At 62.9% G+C, this 17,224-nt stretch carries 15 protein-coding genes; 7 read left to right on the top strand and 8 right to left on the bottom strand.

Annotated features, from left to right (window positions below; genetic code table 11):
- Window positions 1-459: 459 nt before the first annotated feature.
- From Bravens_RS09450 to Bravens_RS09425, 6 genes are all read right to left on the bottom strand, one after another.
- Window positions 460-1,203 (bottom strand): ribonuclease FAU-1 family protein, encoded by a 744-nt coding sequence (locus tag Bravens_RS09450; protein WP_244878153.1) that lies wholly within the window; start codon window positions 1,201-1,203, stop codon window positions 460-462.
- Complete coding sequence (idi, locus tag Bravens_RS09445) at window positions 1,196-1,708, bottom strand: isopentenyl-diphosphate Delta-isomerase (protein ID WP_019174357.1); 513 nt, start codon at window positions 1,706-1,708, stop codon at window positions 1,196-1,198. Before idi ends, Bravens_RS09450 begins: the two co-directional genes overlap by 8 nt.
- Before the next feature lie 197 nt (window positions 1,709-1,905).
- Window positions 1,906-3,393 (bottom strand): amino acid permease, encoded by a 1,488-nt coding sequence (locus Bravens_RS09440; protein WP_082791123.1) that lies wholly within the window; start codon window positions 3,391-3,393, stop codon window positions 1,906-1,908.
- A 96-nt stretch (window positions 3,394-3,489) separates the two neighbouring features.
- Complete coding sequence (locus Bravens_RS09435) at window positions 3,490-4,575, bottom strand: DUF4097 family beta strand repeat-containing protein (RefSeq protein WP_062022812.1); 1,086 nt, start codon at window positions 4,573-4,575, stop codon at window positions 3,490-3,492.
- A gap of 1 nt (window position 4,576) precedes the next feature.
- Window positions 4,577-5,221, bottom strand: a complete 645-nt coding sequence (locus Bravens_RS09430) for a response regulator transcription factor (protein ID WP_062022810.1) — start codon at window positions 5,219-5,221, stop codon at window positions 4,577-4,579.
- A complete protein-coding gene (locus Bravens_RS09425; protein ID WP_062022807.1) occupies window positions 5,209-6,474 on the bottom strand; it encodes a sensor histidine kinase in 1,266 nt (421 codons plus the stop codon). Before Bravens_RS09425 ends, Bravens_RS09430 begins: the two co-directional genes overlap by 13 nt.
- A 94-nt stretch (window positions 6,475-6,568) precedes the next feature.
- Here Bravens_RS09425 and Bravens_RS09420 point away from each other — a divergent pair, with 94 nt between their 5' ends.
- Both Bravens_RS09420 and Bravens_RS09415 read left to right on the top strand, forming a co-directional pair.
- Window positions 6,569-7,192, top strand: coding sequence for a hypothetical protein (locus tag Bravens_RS09420; protein WP_244878152.1), 624 nt, complete (start codon window positions 6,569-6,571; stop codon window positions 7,190-7,192).
- A 10-nt stretch (window positions 7,193-7,202) separates the two neighbouring features.
- Window positions 7,203-9,794: an excinuclease ABC subunit UvrA gene (locus Bravens_RS09415; protein WP_082791121.1), complete on the top strand. Its 2,592-nt coding sequence runs from the start codon at window positions 7,203-7,205 to the stop codon at window positions 9,792-9,794.
- Between the two features lie 133 nt (window positions 9,795-9,927).
- Here Bravens_RS09415 and Bravens_RS09410 read toward each other — a convergent pair whose 3' ends face one another.
- Window positions 9,928-10,689: an SDR family NAD(P)-dependent oxidoreductase gene (locus Bravens_RS09410; protein ID WP_019174350.1), complete on the bottom strand. Its 762-nt coding sequence runs from the start codon at window positions 10,687-10,689 to the stop codon at window positions 9,928-9,930.
- A gap of 55 nt (window positions 10,690-10,744) precedes the next feature.
- Window positions 10,745-12,391 carry a thiamine pyrophosphate-binding protein gene (locus tag Bravens_RS09405; protein WP_062022802.1) on the bottom strand — a complete coding sequence of 549 codons (1,647 nt, stop codon included), beginning with the start codon at window positions 12,389-12,391 and terminating at the stop codon, window positions 10,745-10,747.
- A gap of 110 nt (window positions 12,392-12,501) precedes the next feature.
- Here Bravens_RS09405 and Bravens_RS09400 point away from each other — a divergent pair, with 110 nt between their 5' ends.
- The 5 genes from Bravens_RS09400 (at window position 12,502) to pgm (ending at window position 17,148) form a co-directional block, all read left to right on the top strand.
- Complete coding sequence (locus Bravens_RS09400) at window positions 12,502-13,146, top strand: TetR/AcrR family transcriptional regulator (protein ID WP_062022799.1); 645 nt, start codon at window positions 12,502-12,504, stop codon at window positions 13,144-13,146.
- A 9-nt stretch (window positions 13,147-13,155) separates the two neighbouring features.
- On the top strand, window positions 13,156-13,281 hold the full coding sequence (locus tag Bravens_RS10860) for a hypothetical protein (RefSeq protein WP_280512880.1): 126 nt from the start codon (window positions 13,156-13,158) through the stop codon (window positions 13,279-13,281).
- Between the two features lie 29 nt (window positions 13,282-13,310).
- Complete coding sequence (locus tag Bravens_RS09395; RefSeq protein ID WP_062022796.1) at window positions 13,311-14,816, top strand: succinyl-CoA:acetate CoA-transferase ScpC; 1,506 nt, start codon at window positions 13,311-13,313, stop codon at window positions 14,814-14,816.
- Between the two features lie 2 nt (window positions 14,817-14,818).
- Window positions 14,819-15,148, top strand: coding sequence for a rhodanese-like domain-containing protein (locus Bravens_RS09390; protein WP_062023020.1), 330 nt, complete (start codon window positions 14,819-14,821; stop codon window positions 15,146-15,148).
- A gap of 347 nt (window positions 15,149-15,495) precedes the next feature.
- Window positions 15,496-17,148, top strand: coding sequence for a phosphoglucomutase (alpha-D-glucose-1,6-bisphosphate-dependent) (pgm, locus tag Bravens_RS09385; RefSeq protein WP_062022793.1), 1,653 nt, complete (start codon window positions 15,496-15,498; stop codon window positions 17,146-17,148).
- Window positions 17,149-17,224: the final 76 nt, after the last annotated feature.

Below are 17,224 nucleotides of genomic sequence, written 5' to 3'. Positions count from 1 at the left end.
GCCCAGCCCCACCTCGCCCGCTAACCCCAGCTCCACCCAACCAACCCCAGACTCACGCAGTAATGCAGACTCACGCGTAAATGCGCCGCAACAACGCGTGACTCTGCATTAAAGCGCAAATCTGCGCCAACAAACGGGCGACAGCGTGGGAAGAACAGGCACAACGCGCCAACCCAGCACACCACTCCAGCCAACGAGCAACCCACAGAAAACACGCGCAGCCCAGCTCCACCTCGCCCACCAAACCCAGCACCACCCAAGCCACATCAGACTCACGCAGTAATGCAGACTCACGCGTAAATGCGCCGCAACAACGCGTGAAACTGCACTAAAGCGCAAATCTGCGCCAACAAACGGGCAAAACCAGCCCAGCGACAAGCGCTGACAACGCGGTTTACAGAGTGGAGGGACAGCAGACGGCGACAGCATCAGCGCCCAGTGCCGTTTACAGCTGCGCGTTTACAGCTTCGGGGCGGGCGGCAGGGCCCACGAGGGGTCGGGCTGGAACAGCGTCCAATCCCTGTCAAAAGCCCAGTGACCGGAGCGCATCTGGTCAAGAGCCAGGCGCTTTTCGGCTTCGATCGCCGCGGCAATGCCGTCATCCCATTGACCGAAGCGGACGGCGGCCTCCAGTTCGTCGCGGTCTTTTTCTTCCACCGTCCCGTCCGGCCGCACCAGGATGTCGAGCACGTGATCCGCAGTGAAAAGGGAATCCCCTGCAAGGGTGTGCGGGTGCTCCAGATTGATGTACCAGCTGCGGAACTCGCCCGTTCCTGCCCAGAACAGCCACACCGAAAACGGCATGCCCGCAGGCACAATCCGCAGCACACCCGTGCCGTGCCAGTGCCGCCGATAGCTGACACGGTCAGTGGCCGAAGGTGAAAAACGCTCGGCGTAGCCCAGGTCGTGCAGATTGACGTCCTCGCGGCCGGCAAAACGGCTGTCGACCGTCGGAGTACCGCCGGCAAGCCACACAACCAGACCGCGCTCATCATGCTGCACAATGCGCACCGGCTGAATGACCTCGGTGCCGTGGGCTTCAAAATCGTGCCGCCTGAACCGCCAGTTCAGAAGCGAACCGCGGGACAAAAACGGTGCCTGGCCCACTCCCCTGCCTTCCGGATGGGGAACAGCAAATGACCCCAGCGGATCGAGCGGACCAGAATGCTGGCGAACCCGAACCGAATTGAGAATCTCAGCCACGCAGCTGCGCCCATTCCTCAACCACCCACGGGCTGAAGGCAAACGGCGCCTGGCGCAGAACATCTGTCAGCGCATCAGGATCAATCCATGCAAAATCCATGACTTCGTCAGTCACCGGCAGAAGCTCGCCGTCGATCTTCGCCGAAAACACGGGGCAGATTTCGTTTTCGACAACACCCGATGCGTCAATCGCCCGATACCTAAAGTCCGGCAGGATTTCGGTGATCTCAACGACCTTGGTGCCCAGTTCCTGCGCAGCGCGCCTTTCAATGGCTGCTGTGAACGATTCCCCCGGTGCGGGATGCCCGCAGAAGGAATTGGTCCACACACCGGGCCACGTGGCCTTGCCCAGTGCCCGTCGAGTCATAAGCACCTGGCCCAAGTCGTTGTACAGAAAACACGAAAACGCCAAGTGCAGCGGGGTGTCAGCAGTGTGCACAACAGCCTTGTCAGCCTCACCAATGGGCTTGCCGTCTTCATCGAGAAGAACAACGTACTCCGTCATGCGGACACTCCTTGGGCTGGCGGACCTTGCGGCTGATGTTTTCACCCTATCGGCTGGCACTGACACGACTATCTGGCCAGCAGTCCAACCGGAGCACCACTGACGAGGTGGAGGGCACCTCGGCAGCCACCGGCACCTCGGCAACCACCGGCACCTCGGCAGGTACCGGAACCTCCCGGGCTCCCGGCCAGCAGCCGTTACACCTTTTCAGCTGGCAGCCGGACTTCCATTTCGGCTGACGGCAAGTGCTTCTCGCGCGGACGGATGAACAGCCAGTACACGCCATAGCAGACCGGCACCACGCCCAAGCCGATGACAAGCGACAGCCTCTGGGTGGGATCGAGCGCCATGCCGACGAACACAGCCAGATTGAGCAGCACCACGAGGATCGGCACCGCTGGGAAAAGCGGCACCCGGTAAGGAAGCTGCTTGACGTCCCCACCGGACTTCACGAACTTGATGCGGAACGAGTACTGGGTGAGCGCAATCGTGATCCACGACAGCGCACCGCCGATGCCGGAGACCGACATGAGGAACACGAAAAGCGTGTCCTCTGCAACGAAGCTCGACAGCAGCGACAGCAGCCCGAACACCATCGTGAAGATCAGCCCACCATAGGGCGAACCGTTCTTGAGCGTGCGGGTGAAGAACTTCGGAGCGTGCCCGTCGTGGCCAAGTGACCACAGGATGCGTGAACACATGTACAGACCGGTGTTGCCCACCGACAGGATCGACACCAACACGACAAAGTTCATGATGTCCGCGGCAAAGGGAATGCCGATCGCTTCGAACACCGTGACGAACGGACTTTCAGAAAGTCCCGCCTGACGCCACGGGATGAGCGCAATGAGGATGACAACAGCGCCCAAGTACAGGAACACCAGACGGAACACGATCGTCCGCACCGCCTTGGGGACCGCTTTGGCGGGGTTTTCCGCCTCGCCAGCTGCAACACCCATGACTTCCGAACCCATGAACGTGTAGATGACCGTCATCATTGCGGCTAGAACCGCACCGATCCCCGTGGGGAAGAAACCGCCGTCAGCGTAGAAGTTGTCCCACCTGGGCCGCGTCTCACCGTCCATGCCGAGCACACCGACAAGCACCAGGCCGCCGATCACAATGAACGCGGCAACCGCCGCCACCTTGACGAACGCCAAACCGGATTCAACCTCAGCGAAACCGCGAACGCTGAACAGGTTGATTACGAACAGCACGACGATGAACACACCGGACCACACCGCCGTCGGAACATCGGGGAACCAGAACTTCATGACAATGCCGGCCGCCAAGAACTCCAGCCCGATGAAGCTTGCCCATGACAGCCAGTAGATCCAGCCGATCGTGAATCCCGTCCCGGGCCCTAAGAGCTTTGTCGCGTGCGCCTGAAAAGACCCGGAGGCCGGCATCACCGACGATGTTTCACCCAGACACGACATGGTCAGCCACAGGAGGAAACCGCCGACAACATACGCGGCGATCGTCCCACCGGGACCGGCACGGTTGATGACATCCCCCGTACCCAGAAACAGGCCCGTGCCGATGACCCCGGCGAGCGCAATCATGAACATGTGGCGGCTTTTGATGCTGCGCTTCAGCGCCTGCCGCTTGTGTCCGCGCACTCCCTTGGGGATCGGGTCTTCCTCACGAGCGATGCTGACACGGTTTTTGTCATGACCTGACATCGGTGAAGCCTCTCGTTGGTGGGCTTTTAACTATTCGCCCACCAACGGAGATAGTCAAGGCTGTCGACTGGAACCCTCCCGAACCGGAACCGTGCTTTATTCGTCGAGGTCGTCCTCGTCGGAGTAGTCTCCACCGGCATCCCAGTAGCCGATTTCAAGGTCACCCGCACCGGCGTTGATGCGCAGCGGTACGTCCTCACCGACTTCTGACATGTCAGCCACTCGCTTAGCTTCTATGCTGATCGTCGTGTCGCCCAGGTTGGCCATCCCGTCATCGACGATGACGTAGTCACGTGCGTTCTCCATACCCTTCGGGTCCGGCACCAGCAGGCTGGCCGAACCGGCTGCAACCCTGAGGTCGACGCCGTCGGCAGGCTGCGAATTCGGTCCCAGCTGCAGGTCAGCGCTTCCCGCGGTGACGTTGACGGACACCTTCTTCTTCGCGTCGAGATACTCCGCACCGACTTCACCGCCCTGAACTTTGAAGCTCGCGTCGTCGAAGACTCCGTCGACGTCGGCTTCGCCGCCCTTGATGTCAACCGCCAGCTTTTCGGCTTCACCTTCGACTTCTACGGCACCGCCGCGTATCGAGGCGGCAATGTCTTTGTACTTGCCGTCGACGTAGAGCGCACCACGGCTGAGATTCAGGTCGATTGCCAGCTTTTCGGCGAGGTCCTTCGGCAGGCCGATGGTCACCTCGGCTCCGCGTTTGTTCTGAGGTTTGATGTCCACGACCGCTGTCGATCCGCTCTTCTGCACCTTGACGGGGCTTGCGCTTTCGCTGTCGTCCTTGTGCTGTCGGTAGCGGGCGTCAAACCATCCGGTGACCTGCGATTCCGGCGGCATGTCCCGGTCACCGATCTCCGCGGAGTCCACGACGGTCACCTCGGCGAGGTTCGTGTTGATTTCGAGCCGGTCGATGTCTTCGGGAATCGCGCCGTTCTGTGTTCTGTGCTCGTAGCTGGCCGAGGCCACCATCGTCACCGCAAGCACGCCGAGCGGCACGATGAGGGCGAGCACCGCCGCGATGACGATCGCGATCTTCCACCCGATGCGCGATGACTTCCGCGCGGGTGCGGGCTGGCCGGGGTGCTGCCCCGGCTGTACTGGCTGAGCAGGCTGCTGGGCGGGTTGGTTGGGCTGGTTGAAATTACGAGGTGTCGGCATGGGCTGGTTGGTCATGTCATGCTCCTAGAAACTTCAGGACCGCGAGGATGCGGCGGTTGTCGTCGGCTCCGGCTGACAGGCCGAGCTTAGTGAACACCGACGAAATGTGCTTTTCGACTGCTCCGGCGCTTAAGAACAGAGCGGATGCGATGGCTGAGTTCGACTTGCCTTCGGCCATGAGTGCGAGAACTTCGCGTTCCCGGGCCGAAAGCTGGTCAATTCCCGTGTCCCGGCGGGACCGCACCATGATCTGGCTGACGACTTCCGGGTCCAGAACAGTGCCGCCGGAGGCGACCTTGTCGACTGCTTCCAGGAAGTCGCTGACGTCTGCCACGCGGTCTTTCAGCAGGTAGCCGAAACCGCCGGAATTGTCGGCAATGAGGTCTGATGCGTAGCGCTCTTCGACGTACTGGGACAGGACCAGTACCCCGACTTCTGGGTTCTGTGCTCGGATGAGCACAGCCGCCCGGATGCCCTCATCCGTGAACGTCGGCGGCATCCGCACATCGACGATCGCGAGGTCAGGTTCGTGAACGCTGATCGCGCTGAGCAGATCAGTCGCATCACCCGCTGTGTGGACGATGTTGTGGCCGGCATCCGTCAGCAGGCGCACCAGGCCTTCCCGCAGGAGGACGGAGTCTTCGGCAATCAGAATGCGCATGGCACCTCGACTTTCAGTTCGGTTGGTCCATCTTCAGGCGATGAGAATTCCCAGCTGCCGCGCACAGCCCGCACCCGGTCCCGCAGTCCCGCGAGACCCGAGTTTCCGTGCACCGGGAGGTGAGCTCCTCCTCGTCCGTTGTCAGAAACCTCGATCTGCAGTCGGGAAAGGTCGGCGGTCATGCCGACCCGCACAGGCGCGCGGGTGGCGTGCGCGTGCTTGTTGATGTTGGTGAGGGCTTCGGCCACAACGAAGTAGGCAACAGATTCGATGTCGCGGTCGACGCGCCCCGGCAGGTTCACGGTGAGGTCCACCGGGACGACCGACTGGGCTGCCAGGCCGGACAGGGCCGCATCAAGGCCGCGGTCGCCCAGCACGGCCGGCTGCAGGCCGCGCACCAGACGGCGCAGTTCCGCAACCGCCTGCTTCGAATCTTCGTGCGCTTCCGCAATGAGAGTGCGGGCACCTTCGGGATCGGTTTCGAGTTTCGCCTTCGCCATGCCGATCTTCATCGACTGGGCCACCAGCATGGGCTGCACACCGTCATGGAGATCGCGTTCGAGGCGGGCGCGCTCAGTTTCTGCGGCACCGACCGCTCCCTGCCGGGCATCATCGAGGGCTGTGACTTCTTCTGTCAGAGTGTCCGCTTTCGACGGTGCCAAGAGCAGCTTGTCGATCGCCCGGTCAAGCATTGCCGAGTACCACAGGATGACCACCGTGAAGACAGTCAGAACCACAGCGAGGACAAAGCGCAGCGGCCTGTCGACGTTGTCGAAAACAACCTCCTGGCTGATGGTGTCCGACACGGCGATGCCGAAGAAGACGATGGCAAAGGCGAGTGCCAGAAACGACAGCCCGCCCAGGACAGCACCCGTAAACGACTTGAGGAAATGATGGGCGGTGCCGCGCCAGAAAACAGCCGAGGTGACGGCTCGGCCCAACCACTTGACCCATTCCGTGAAACCGGGTTCACGCTGCGGCATCTGCGGTTTGGGGTAGCCCAGACTGTAAATCGATTCAGCACGGTTGCGCTCCACAGTGTTGATGCCCCACTGAAAGTAGAACCACGCCACCAGGAAGATGAGACCGGTGCCGGCTACCGGCAGTGCCGACAGCCCACTGAAGAACAGGAAGATGGACAGGCAGGAGATCGTCCACCAGACAAAACCGGAGGCCAGCAGGTTCACTGTGCCTATCAGCCCCGGATGTCCGGCTGGGTTGATCCAGCTGCCGTTGCGTGTCTGAGATTTCATGCTTCAATCCTCGCGGGCCCACACTCCTATGCCTATGGTGGAAGCCAGAAGGACACTGAGGGTTTTCCCTACTTTCCGCTCTACAGTAAACCGCATGAATCAGCATTCCCCGGTGCGCTCCAAAACTCGCACGCAGATTCTCTTCTTCTTAGCCGCGAGCGCCGGTGTGACCATGTTCGGCATGTACCACGTGCTCGAAGCGCTCGGCTTCATTGCGCCACCGCCGCCGTTCGGTGATTCGATCGGCACGGTGGCATTCGGGGTTGACATCGCTCTGGGCGTGCTCGCCCTGGCACTGCTGCCGTCGGCCATTCACCACGATCCCATGGAAGTCGAATACGGCTATGTCGGCCCACCGTCCGCGCTCGTGGCCAGCCTGGTGATCCTGTCAGTGTGGATGGTGTCAATCCTGGCAGCCCCCGCCGGTGCCATTGTTCTCATCTCACTGTCGGCAAGACTGTCGCTCTACTGGACAGTGCCGGCAGTCTGCGCGTCACTCATGTCAGCACTCGTCTACCAGCTGACCCACAGCCCCGCACACCCGAATATTTCGTGGACAACCGTGTTCGGCTCGGTTGCCCTCACCCTCACACTCATTGCCATGGGTTCCGTCCGCGGGCTCGTGCTGCGCCGCCAGGCCCAGCAGGCCAAACAGGCAAAGCAGACGCAGCAGTCGCAGCCGCCGCAGCAGGCGCAGCAGGCGCAGTCTGCTGGGTAGAGTAGCCAGCATGACTCACTCCACGTCCGAGCCCTCGGCTCCGCACGCTGCGGCGCGGGCGGGTCACGATCCAATGATCCGGGTGCGCGATGCGCACCTTCACAACCTGAAACACGTCGACGTCGACCTGCCCCGGGATACCCTCGTGGCGATCACCGGGGTGTCGGGCTCAGGCAAGTCCAACCTGGCCTTCGGCACCATCCACGGCGAGGCGCAGCGGCGCTACCTGGAGTCTGTCTCGCCCTTCGCACGCCGCCTCATCGGCGGCGCGGTCAACCCGCGCGTCGGCTCAGTCACGGGTCTGCCGCCGACGGTGGCACTTCAGCAGTCCACCACCCTGGGAGGGGCACGCTCTTCCGTGGGCACGATCTCGAATATCTCAAACAGCATTCGGCTGCTGTTTTCCCGCTCCGGCAACTACCCGGACGGCATGCGCGAACGGCTGGAATACGGCAGGCTCGACTCCGACGCCTTCTCCCCCAACACCACCGCCGGCATGTGCCCCGAATGCCAAGGAACCCGCACCGTGCACCGGCCGACGGAAGAGTCGATGGTGCCGGACCCCAGCCTGTCCATCTGGGACGGCGCGATCGCCGCGTGGCCAGGTGCGTGGTTGGGCAAGAACTTCCGGGACATCCTGGGCACCCTCGGCTACCCGCTCGACATCCCGTGGCGAGATATTCCGCAAGAGGACCGCGACTGGATTCTGTTCACGGACGAACAGCCGGTGGTCACCGTCCACCCGGTGCGGGACGAAAACGCCATGCAGGGGTCGTACAGAGGCAAATGGCGCTCGGTTGCCACCTACCTCACCGATTCCCTGGCGGAAACGGAGTCGGATAAGACCCGCCGCCGGGTGCTCTCCTTCATGCATTCATCGACGTGCCCAACCTGCCGGGGCCGCGGTTTCCAGCCGGATACCCTGCAGGTGACCTATGCCGGTTACGCCATCGACGAGTTCAACGACTTGGCGTTGAAGGACGTGTTGGCTGTGCTTGAGAACCGCGTCAAGCAGCTGGCGGGGATCGCGAAGCAGCAGTGGAACGAACACGACGAGGCCGAAGAGCTGCTGCTGGATCAGGTGCTGCCCACGGTGCGCGCGGCGATCGAACTGGGACTGGGACACCTGAGCCTCTCCCGCCCAGCACGGAGCTTGTCTGCGGGCGAACACCAGCGCCTGCGGCTGGCCTCCCAGTTGAACTCGAGCCTGTTCGGCACGGTCTATGTGCTGGATGAGCCTTCGGCCGGCCTGCACGCCGTGGAGCGCAACGCGGTCTCCGAGCTGCTGCAGCGTTTCATCGACGCGGGCAATTCGGTGCTGCTGGTGGAGCACGATATGTCCCTGGTGTCCGGATGCGATTGGGTCGTGGATATCGGCCCTCGCGCCGGTGAGCGCGGCGGCCAGCTGGTGTTCTCCGGCCCTACAAACCAGTTCCGCGCCAATGCCGAGCGGCTGGACTCACCCACTGCCGCCGCCCTGAACGAGGACTTCCCCAAGCTGACGGACACTCCGGCCGGCACCGGTGAATCCATCAGCCTGACCGGCGTGCACGCGCGCGCCTTCGACGGCGCCGACGTTGACTTCCCGCTGGGGGCGCTCACCGCGGTCACGGGAGTATCCGGTTCCGGAAAATCGACCCTGGTCATCGGGGTGCTGGCCGACGTGGCGTCCCGTTCGGCCAAGCAGGTAGTCGGCGCCGAAGAGGCCTCGGACGAGGACCCAGATGCTGAGAACTCCGCAGGTTCCGACGACTCCCGAGATTTCCGAGTGGACAGCGCAGCGGGGGTCGAAAAGATTCGCCGGCTGGTTCACATCACCCAGAAGCCGATTGGGCGCACGGTGCGTTCCACCGTCGCGACCTACACGGGCCTGTTCGATCACGTTCGCAGGCTCTTTGCTGGCACCCCGGAGGCCAAGCGGCGGGGCATGTCGGTGTCGGACTTTTCCTACAACACGAAGAAGGGCCGATGCCCGGAGTGTGATGGCGCCGGCAGCATCGAGGTTGAGCTGGTGTTCCTGCCCGGCACGTACACGACCTGCCCTGCCTGCCACGGCAAGCGCTATAAGCCGGAGATCCTTCAACTGCAGTGGAACGGCCGCAGCATCGCAGATGTCTTGACGCTGACCGTGGACGAGGCGCTGAAGGTCTTCGCCGAGGAGCCGAGGATTCTGCGCTCTGTCGAATTCCTGCACGCACTCGGCCTGGGCTACCTGCGCCTTGGACAGGGCTCCCCGGAGCTTTCGGGTGGCGAGGCGCAGCGCATCAAGCTGGCCTCCGAAATGCAGCGCGGCTCCAGCCGCAAGCACAGCCTGTACCTCCTGGACGAACCGACGACGGGCCTGCATCCGGCGGATGTGGACCTTCTGCTCACCCAGCTGCGTCGCCTGGTCGACGACGGCGCGACGGTGGTCGTCATCGAGCACGACCTCCGGGTGGTCGCGCAGGCCGACCACGTCATCGACATCGGCCCGGGAGCCGGAGACGAGGGCGGCCAGATTCTGGCCACCGGCACGCCGGCGGCGGTCGCTCAGCAGGGTCTGCGCCCGGATTCGCGTTCGGTGACGGCCCAGGTGCTGGCCGAACGAGCCGGCTTGCGCTGAGCCTCGGAATCCGGCTTACGGGAGCGCAGCCGCCCACAAGAACGCCCGCCCCAAAAACAGACGAGGTGCCGCTCCCCAAAACGGGGACGGCACCTCGACCGGTCACAGCTGAGGTGACCTCAGCTCAGGCGGATCATTTCGGCTGCATGCGGATGGCGCCGTCCAGACGGATGGTGTCGCCGTTGAGCATGGGGTTGCGCACGATCGATTCGACCAGCTGGGCGTATTCGGCGGGCTTGCCCAGGCGCGCCGGGTGCGGAACCATCTTGCCGAGCGAGTCCTGAGCTTCCTGCGGCAGGCCGGCCATCATCGGGGTTTCGAAGATGCCCGGTGCGATGGTGACCACGCGGATGAGCGATTCGGCGAGTTCACGGGCCATCGGCAGGGTCACGGCAGCCACACCGCCCTTGGAGGCCGAGTACGCAATCTGGCCGATCTGGCCGTCAAAAGCTGCGACCGAAGCGGTGTTGATGATGACGCCGCGCTCTTCGCCGTCCGGTTCGCCCTGCTGCATTGCCGCAGCTGCCAGACGTGCCACGTTGACGGTGCCGACCAGGTTGATGCCGACGACCTTGCTGAAGGTCTCGAGTTCCAGCGGGCCACGGCGCGAAACGAGCTTGCCGGGTGTCGCCACACCGGCGCAGTTGACGACGATGCGCAGGGGGCCGAGCTCAACTGCCTTGTCGACAGCGGCCTGAACCTGCTCTTCGTTCTGCACGTCGGCCTTGACGAAGTGGGCGCGTTCGCCGAGTTCTTCTGCGGCCTTCGCACCGGCTTCTTCGTTGAGATCGATCATGACGACGTTGGCACCGGCCGCGAGCAGACGCTCGGTTGTCGCGCGGCCAAGACCGGACACGCCGCCGGTGACGAGGGCGGATACTCCCTGAATTTCCATAGCTATCTCCTCACTGTGGTGTTGCACAGCTCACTTTAGCGGCAAGTGATGCACCTTACGAACGGGGCTTGGGACGGAAGCGCTCCAGCGGATCGGTGACCACTTCGATGACGGTCGGCGCGGTGATTTCGCCGAGTTCTCCCAGCACCGAATCGAGTTCATCCAGGGAGCTCACGGTGTGCCCGGCAGCGCCCATTCCTCGGGCCATGGCGGCAAAGGACGGCCATTCGACGAACGAGGTTTCGCCCTTGGAACCGAAGTTCTCCAGCTTGTAGAACTCGGCACCGTAGCAGGAGTCGTTGAGCACGACGACCACCAGCGGCAGGCCGTCGCGCACCGCGGTGGAGACTTCCATGAGCGAGTGCATTGCCGCGCCGTCGCCGACCCACACGACCGTCGGGCGCGACGAATCCGCGTAGGCCGCACCGACACCCAGGGGGATGGCCAGACCGATCGCACCGAAGTAGCCGGCGAAGTCCCACTTGCCAGGGTCGACAACCATGTGCTGGACGACCGACGGGAAGTACATGCCGATGTCGGACACCTGGTTGATCTGCTTCTGGCCGTCGTGGCTGATGGCCGTGCTGATCCGCATTGCCGCGTCACGCACGTCAATGTGGTCTTCGCGCGAGGTGGAGCGGTAGTCATCGAGTGCCTCCCGCTGGGGGCGGTCCTCAAGTGCCGCAACGTACTTGGGTGCCGGGCGACTGTCCGCGTCCGGGTCGGCTTCCAGCAGGGTTCCGGCAAGAGCGTCGACCGCTGCCGCAACATCCGCCTGGATGGCGACGTCGACGGGACCGTATTTGCCGAGCGCTTCGGCGCAGCTGTCCACCTGGATGATCTTCTTGCCTTCCATCAGGTGGTAGTGGTCGGTCTGCCAGTTGTTCAGTGACGCCCCGAAGGCGATGACGACGTCGGCGTCACCCATGTATTCAACGCCGACTTCGTTGGACAGGGTGCCGTGGATGCCGAGGTTTTCCGGTTCGCCGCGGAACAGGTCCTTTGCAATGAGAGAGGTCATGACGGGAGCGCCGATCATGCGGGCGAAGCGCAGAACAGAATCGCGCGCACCTGCCGAAATGACACCTCGTCCGGCCAGGACCAGTGGACGCCGAGCCGACATGAGGTAGCCCAGAGCGTCCTCGACCCGGTCGGAGTCCGCGCCGAGCACCGATGCGGGCTGGCTGAGGTCGGGCAGTTCGGGCAGGTCGACTTCGTCGTTCATCTGCGCGTAGGGGATGTTGACGATCACCGGCTGCTGGCGAGCGCGAGCCCGCATAACGGCCTTGTGGATCGTCTTCACGGCATCTGCGCCGGAATAGGAGCGCTCATAGGCGGCACCTGTCAAAGCTGCGACTGCCGCGATGTCGATGCGCTGGTAGTGCTCATTGACGTCCGGGGTGTCGCCGGTCAGCAGCACCAGCGGTGTGCGGGCGCGCGCAGCTTCGGTCAGTGCGGTGATGGCGTTGGTGATTGCGGGACCGAAGGTGACAGTCGCCATGCCGACTTCGCCCGAGAAGCGGGCGTAGCCGTCAGCTGCCAAAACGACAGCGTCTTCGATTGACATGCCGATGTAGCGACCGTCGGTCTGCTCAATGAAATGACCCAGATACGCGAGGTTGGCATCACCCATAAGGCCGAACAGCGGCTTGCCGGAACGTTCGTGGGCAAGGAAGCGGCTAATCGCTTCGTAGTTCTTCACTGCGGACTCCTTTGTAACAGCGGCTGCGCATAGTGCACGCTGCACTGTACCCCGGAAGCGACCCTTTTGTATGCAGAACGATCGTTTGAACCTACGATAGCCTGGCGTTTATGAAACGTTCAGGACAACAGCTCAAGGGCCGCGACGCTATTCTGCGCGCCGCGCGGGAAACATTTGCGGCAAAGGGATTCGACGGTGCATCCATCCGCGACATCGCCAACACGGCGGGGCTGAACCTGTCTGCCCTCTATTACTACTTCGATTCGAAGCAGGCCGCCCTTTTCGAACTCATCCGCACCAGCTACCAAGAGTTCAACACCGCAATCGACGAGGCCCTCAACGCCGCCGAACCGGACCCGGTTGCCCGCGTGGCCGTGTTTGTGCGCGTTCTTGTGCGCTACCGGGCCGCGAACCTCGCAAGCTCCCGGCTTCTGCTGCTCGAAACAGAGCGCCTGAGCGAGGACTACCGGCCTGAGATCGATGAGCTGCGCGTCTTCACCCGCGGTCAGCTGTACGAACAGGTCCGCCTCGGCAAAGAGCAGGGTGTTTTCGACATCGACAACCCCGACCTCGCGGCCCGCTCCATTCTGGCCATCAGCAATGTCCTCCCTCAGTGGTGGAATCCGGACGGCCCACTGCAGGTCGAAGACCTCGAACGCGAATACCTCGAGCAGAGCCTGCGGATTCTGGGCTGCACCGAACGCGGTCCCCGCCTGACCGCCACAACGCTGCCGCCGATCCCCTCCGACGCATAAGGCCCAACCGTGGAGTTCTACGCGGCACTTGAGGACCTGCGCAAGGCGATCGAGGCGGGCAAGGCGAGCGGCACCTCGGGAAATGACAATGAAGAACCAACCGGCGGCACGGCAGGCGCCGACCCGGCGGTGTGAGCTGTTGCGCAATTTGGAACAATGAGGCTATGGCTCGCATTGTGAATACTGTTCTCGCGGACAAGGTGATGTCTGCCGAGGAAGCTGCTCGTTTCATCAACCCCGGCGACAACGTCGGAATGTCCGGCTTCACCGGAAGCGGATACCCGAAAGCCGTACCCACGGCACTGGCAAACCGCATGGAAGCAGCACACGATGCGGGGGAAGACTTCTCGATCGGACTGTTCACCGGGGCATCGACTTCGGATGAACTCGACGGAGCACTCGCCAAAGCCAAAGGTGTGCACTTCCGCACCCCGTTCAACACCGACCCCGACATGCGGGCAGCCATCAACAACGGCGACGTCGACTACCTCGACGCCCACCTGAGCCACCTGGCCCAGCAGGTGTGGTTCGGCTTCTACGGCAACCTCAACGTCGCCGTCGTCGAAGTCGCGGCCATCCTGCCCAACGGCCTGCTGGTGCCCGGCGCGTCCGTCGGCAACAACAAGACCTGGCTCGACCTGGCCGACAAAGTCATCCTGGAAGTCAACGAGTGGCTGCCCAACGAAATCGAGGGCTTCCACGACATCTACTACGGCACCCACATTCCGCCGCACCGCAACCCCATTCAGATCCTCGACCCCGCACAGCGGATCGGCGACCCCTACCTGCGGGTTGATGAATCGAAGGTCGTTGCGGTCGTCAAAACCAACTCCCCGGACCGCGACAACAAGTTCAACCCGGTTGACGAAAAGTCCGAGGCGATGGCGAACTACCTCATCGACTTCCTCCGTTCGGAAGTCAAGAACGACCGCCTGCCGAAGAACCTGCTGCCCTTGCAGTCGGGCATCGGCAACGTCGCAAACGCGGTGCTCGCAGGCCTGCAGGAATCCGAATTCCGCAACCTCACGTCCTTCACCGAGGTGGTGCAGGACAACCTGCTGAGCCTCCTGGAAGAGGGCACGTTCACATCCGTGTCCGCCACGGCCCTGTCGCTCACCCGCGAAAAAGCCCAGTACTTCAACGACAACGTCGAAAAGTTCAAGGGCCGCCTGCTGCTGCGCCCACAGGAAATGTCGAACCACCCCGAAATCGTCCGCCGCCTGGGTGTCATCGGCATCAACGGAATGGTCGAAGCCGACATCTACGGCAACGTCAACTCCACCCACATCACGGGGACGAAGATCGTCAACGGAATCGGCGGTTCCGGCGACTTCGCACGCAACGCGTTCCTCAACTTCTTCGTTTCGCCGTCCACCGCGAAGGATGACGCGATTTCGTCGATCGTGCCGTTCGCCAGCCACGTCGACCACACGGAACACGACACCCAGGTGATCGTCACGGAACAGGGAATCGCAGACCTGCGCGGGCTTTCGCCAATCAAGCGCGCCCGCCGCATCATCGACAACTGTGCCCACCCGAACTTCCGCGACAGGCTCACCGACTACCTTGACCGAGCCGTTGCCGCCGACCCCGGCGGTCAACACACACCGCACATTCTCGAAGAAGCGCTCAGCTGGCATATCAACCTGCGCGAAAACGGAAAGATGTGATCATGTTCGAAGAACCCACCTGCTCAGTCACCGAAGTCCCCGACGACGCGATCGTCCTCGACGTGCGCGGGCGCGACGAATTCGCCGCCGGCCACATCAAAGACGCCATCAACGTTCCACTGGACGAACTGCAGGAACGGCAAGACGAGGTGCCATTCGACGTCGACGTGTACGTCATCTGCCGCACCGGTCGCCGCTCAGCACACGCCACTCAGTTCCTCAACATGGCCGGCCACGACTGCATCATGGTTGTCGGCGGCATGGACCAGTGGCACCACGAAGCTGAACTGCCGATCGTCGCCGAAGGCGACGCCGCGCCGTACGTGAAGTAAAACTGCGCGTGGAATAAAGCCGCGTGTAAAGCAAAGCCCTCAGAGACAGCGAGCGGGCCGGAAGGAAAACCTTCCGGCCCGCTCTGTTTGGTCAAGGCAAGCAGTCGTTGACAGCCGCCCTCACCAGGGCTGTCAGCGATGCTTCCGGCGTGCCGACAGCCAGTTTTTGGGGCTCACGGCCAGTCTGAAGATGGCCGCGGAGCATTGCCCATAATGCACGACACGGTGCCATTTTCGAAACTTTGCTGCCGACACCTCGGCCTCATTCCGGACACCCGGAATCCGCTATTCAAGATTTACCGGCCCCACGGTGGAACTGAGCCGATAACTTCGGCACACTCTGCTGTATGAATGACCGCGCTGGACTTCCCGCTTCTGAAAGCGACCTCACCGACATCCCGCAGCTGCTGGATGACTACCACGACATCGTCCCGGGCCCGGACGATCCGGCCCAGCGGGTGTCGTTCGGCACCTCGGGCCACAGGGGCACCAGCTCTGCGGGTTCGTTCAATGAGGCCCACATCGCGGCCATCACTCAGGCGATCGTGGAATACCGGCAGGATCAGGGCATCACCGGCCCGCTGTTCCTGGCCCGCGACACGCACGCGCTTTCCGAACCGGCTTTCCTCACGGTCAACGAAGTTCTGGCGGCGGCGAACGTTCCCACGTTCATCGACGAACGTGACGGCTACACGCCCACTCCCGTGCTGAGCTTCGCGGTGCTGCGCCACAACCGTGAAGCCGCCGGCACCCACGGGCAGGCCGACGGCATCATCTTGACCCCCAGCCACAACCCGCCGACTGACGGCGGCATCAAGTACAACCCGCCACACGGCGGTCCGGCCGGTGCGGAGGAAACCGCGTGGATTGAGAACCGTGCCAACGAACTCCTTCCCCAGTGGCAGGACATTCCGCGCACCGAGTTCCAGCGAGCGTTCCACCTAGAGAACACGCAGAACTTCGACTACATCGGCGCCTATGTCGGTGCGCTTGACGATGTTGTCGACATGCAGGCCATCCAGTCTGCTGGTCTGCGGATCGGCGCTGATCCTCTGGGCGGTGCGGCTGTCGACGTGTGGGCGGCGATTGCCGACACCTACGACCTCGATCTGACCGTCATCAACCCCACGATCGACCCCACGTGGTCGTTTATGCACCTGGACTGGGACGGCAAGATCCGCATGGACTGTTCGTCCGAGTACGCCATGGCCGGACTGATCGAAGCGCGTTCGAGCTTCGACATCGCCGTGGGCAACGACCCCGATGCCGACCGCCACGGAATCGTCACCCCGGATGGCGGACTGATGAACCCCAACCAGTACTTGGCCACCGCGATCGACTATCTGCTCACCCACCGACCCGGTTGGACTGCCGGCGCGCTCGGCAGTGCCGGGGTCGGCAAGACGCTGGTCAGTTCGCGCTTGATTGATGCGGTCATCACGTCTCACGGCAGGTCCGTGTACGAGGTTCCTGTCGGCTTCAAGTGGTTTGTTCCGGGTCTTCTGGACTCAAGCTTAGTCTTCGGCGGTGAAGAGTCCGCTGGTGCTTCGTTCCTCGACAAGCAGGGACGCCCGTGGAGTACTGATAAGGACGGCATCATCATGAGCCTCCTGGCCGCGGAAATGCTGGCGGTGACGGGGCAGACGCCTTCGCAGCGCTGCGCTGAGCTCATCCAGAAGCACGGCGAATTCACCTACCGCCGCGTGGAAGCTGCTGCCGACCGCGAACAGAAGGCGAAGCTCAAGTCGATTTCAGCTGACAGCGTCACGGCTGACTCTTTGGCCGGTGAGCCGATTACGGCTGTGCGCTCTCACGCTCCCGGCAACGAAGCGGCGATCGGCGGTCTGAAGGTCGAAACCGAATCCGCGTGGTTTGCTGCTCGCCCTTCGGGTACGGAAGACATCTACAAGATCTACGCTGAATCGGCACGCGGCAGCGAACACCTGCAGCAGGTCATCGACGAAGCGCAGGCACTCGTAGACTCCGTGCTGGCTGAGTGAGGACGGCCTGTTTAGGCGGGCGTTTGGGTGCGTCGTAAGGCGGCGTTTGGCGTTGCCGTGAGGCGGGCGTTTGGCC

It is taken from the genome of Brevibacterium ravenspurgense, assembly GCF_001584615.1.
GTDB lineage: Bacteria > Actinomycetota > Actinomycetes > Actinomycetales > Brevibacteriaceae > Brevibacterium > Brevibacterium ravenspurgense.
Note: the sequence above shows the minus strand (reverse complement) of the source record. Positions and strands in the feature narration are given on the sequence as shown.